This window comes from Roseomonas chloroacetimidivorans, assembly GCF_049629625.1.
Classification (GTDB): Bacteria; Pseudomonadota; Alphaproteobacteria; order Acetobacterales; family Acetobacteraceae; genus Roseomonas; species Roseomonas chloroacetimidivorans.
On the sequence record NZ_JBNBZS010000216.1, the window covers coordinates 1 to 2,696 of the forward strand.

4 protein-coding genes are annotated in these 2,696 nt (G+C 67.8%); 2 read left to right on the plus strand and 2 right to left on the minus strand.

Annotated features, from left to right (window positions below; translation table 11 throughout):
• Positions 1 to 230 (minus strand): ATP-binding protein (locus ACO1BU_RS36700; protein ID WP_424140795.1); only part of this gene is annotated, 230 nt, incomplete at its 3' end.
• A gap of 81 nt (positions 231 to 311) precedes the next feature.
• Positions 312 to 1,277 (minus strand): IS5 family transposase, encoded by a 966-nt coding sequence (locus ACO1BU_RS36705; RefSeq protein WP_424140798.1) that lies wholly within the window; start codon positions 1,275 to 1,277, stop codon positions 312 to 314.
• On the opposite strand from ACO1BU_RS36705, the gene ACO1BU_RS36710 reads away from it, so the two are divergent.
• Both ACO1BU_RS36710 and ACO1BU_RS36715 read left to right on the plus strand, forming a co-directional pair.
• Positions 1,267 to 2,310 (plus strand): IS701 family transposase, encoded by a 1,044-nt coding sequence (locus ACO1BU_RS36710; RefSeq protein WP_424140796.1) that lies wholly within the window; start codon positions 1,267 to 1,269, stop codon positions 2,308 to 2,310. The genes ACO1BU_RS36705 and ACO1BU_RS36710 overlap by 11 nt on opposite strands.
• A gap of 196 nt (positions 2,311 to 2,506) precedes the next feature.
• Positions 2,507 to 2,696: transposase (locus ACO1BU_RS36715; RefSeq protein WP_424140797.1), on the plus strand; the 190-nt coding region annotated here is incomplete at its 3' end.

A 2,696-nucleotide genomic window follows, 5' to 3' on the forward strand; every position in this document is an offset into this window, starting at 1 on the left:
AGGTCGGCCAGGGTGATGAAGTGCACGCTGCGTCCCCTCCTCACGGCCTCGACCCCGAGAGCGATGGAGAGGTGGCTCTTGCCGGTACCTGGCGGACCGATGAAGTGGACGACCTCGCTGTGCTCGATGAACTTCAGCTCGGCCAGGGCGAGGATCCGGTTGCGATCGAGGGACGGCTGAAAGGCGAAGTCGAACCCCGCCAGCGTTTTGATGGTGGAGAGCCTGGCCATGGCCAGGGAAGTCTTGATCCGGCGGGACCTTGGTGCATGGATCGGAGGTACGAGCGCATGGCGCCCTACCCTCATCCAGGCTCATGCAATGCGGACGTACTCTGGGCGTCCGAGGTCCAGCATCCGGTTCAGGGCATTCATGGCGATGGCCACCTCGGTGGTCTGACGTTCCTTGCTTTGAGAGCGCAGCCCGTCACCAATGACGCGCTTCCAGCGCGAGACATCGGCCTCAACCAGAGCGCGCCAGTTATATCCGGACGTCCTTTGCCAGCCCACACGCCCGCGCTCAGCGATCACCTGCAGATGGCGGTCACGCCGCGTCGGGTTGATCTCGGCAGTGCCGCTCGGCACGGCACTCGAGCGTGGCGGCACGATGACGTCGGCATCGGGATGGCGTGCTGCAACCTCGGCGTAGACGTCGTCACGGTCGAACGCGCCGTCGCCGGTGAATGAGGCGACCGGCCCGGCAACCCGCTCGAGCAGCGGGCCAGTCTGCGAGCCGTCGTCGGCATCCCTGTCCGTCAGCACCGACGCGACGATCTGGCCGGTGTCGGCGTCGGTCGCGAGATGGAGCTTCCGCCATGACCGGCGCCTCCGTGTCCCATGCTTCTCAACCAGCCACTCGCCGGGTCCGCACAGCCGCAGGCCGGTGCTGTCCACCAGCAGGTGCACGGGCTCTCGCCCGCCGTGCGGCCGTGGCACCTCGAGCGTCTCGGCCCGGCGGCTCAGTGTGGTGTGGTCCGGGACCGCCAGATCCAGGCCGAGCAGCCGGAGGAGGGAGCCGATCAGGCCCTCGGTCTGGCGCAGTGCCAGACGGAACACCGCCCGAAGGGTCAGCGCCGTCTCGATCGCCAGGGCGGAGTAGCGGGGCTGACCACCGCGGGTCGTACGCGGCGCCGCCCTCCAGGCCTCGATCGCGGCTTCGGAGAACCACACGATCAGGCTGCCGCGGGCGCGCAGGCCGGCCTCGTAGGCTGGCCAATTCGCGACCCGGTGCCGCTGCTTTGGAATGCGATGCCGACGATCCTGATGGGCTTTGAAAGGCAAGCGGATCAGCGCCAAGGGCATTTATCGGGATCCGGTCCGCTCTAGCCACGGGCATTTCGTCAAGGCGAGCGGACTGCGCTGGCTCAGCCTCATGCTGTTGGTCCCCATTCCTTGGGTCGGGCGGGTCTGGGCCTTACCCTTCCTGACAGCCCTTGCCCCCTCGGAGCGGTACTGCCGCGAGCGCGGGCGGTGCCACAAGAAGCTCACCGACTGGGGCCGGCAACTGGTCCTGCAGGCCCGCCGTTGGATGCCGGAGCGGCAACTGGTGCTGGTCACCGACAGCGGCTTCTCCGCTCTCGAGTTCCTGGCCGCCCTGCTCCGCCAGGAGGTCACCTGCGTCACCCGCCTGCGCCTCGATGCTGCTCTCTACCAGCCAGCCCCGCCACGCCACTCCGGCACCATCGGACGCCCTCGGACCAAAGGTGAGCGTCTGCCGACCCTGGCCAAGGTGCTGACCAACGAGACCACTCGGTGGCAGCGCCTGATCATGCCCGGCTGGTATGGCGAGGGCGACCGCGTGGTGGAGATCTGCTCCGACTGCGCCGTCTGGCGCCACGCTGGCATGCCGGTCGTGCCGATCCGCTGGGTGCTGTTGCGCGACTCCGGCCGGCGCTTCGATCCGCAGGCCCTGCTCTGCACCGACCTCGCACAGGAGCCGCTGCAGATCCTCCGCTGGTTCGTCCAGCGCTGGCAGCTGGAAGTCACCTTCCGAGAGGTGCGTGACCACCTCGGCGTCGAGACCCAGCGGCAGTGGTCTGACAAAGCGGTCGCCCGCACCACACCTTGCCTGCTCGGCTTGTTCTCGGTCGTCGCCCTGCTGGCATCGCGCCTCAACAGCCGAGATCAGCTCCGGGTCTCGGCCAGCGCCTGGTACCACAAGCAGCGGCCAACCTTTGCCGACAGCCTTGCCGCCGTACGGCGGGAGATCTGGAGTGAGCAGGGTTTCGCACTGTCCCGCCACGCCCTCGACGCTACGAAACTCCCGACTACCTTCCGCGAAGGCATCGCTTACGCCCTCTGCCACGCTGCCTAAATGGCCAAACTCGAGCTTAGAGGCGCCTTGTTGCAGCGGTCGGCGGCTTGGGCCGCTTCGTGTAGGACGAGGCTGGGGCGTGTTCCCCTTCACTCTCCAGGGGCCGCCTTCTTGCCTTTCAAAACGAACGCCGCTCGGCGCCACCTGAACCGCCCCGGGTTTCGCGGAGGTTCCAACCCTTGAGTAAGGTGGAGCCATGACGACGAAGAAGACGGCGGCGAGCTACTCGCCGGAGGTGCGGGAGCGGGCCGTGCGAATCGTGCTGGAGGGTGGCGGCGACCACCCGACGCAGTGGGCGGCGATCAATTCGGTCGCGGCGAAGATGGGCTGCACCACCGAGACGCTCCGGAAGTGGGTTCGGCAGGTCGAGCGTGACGGGGGCGGGA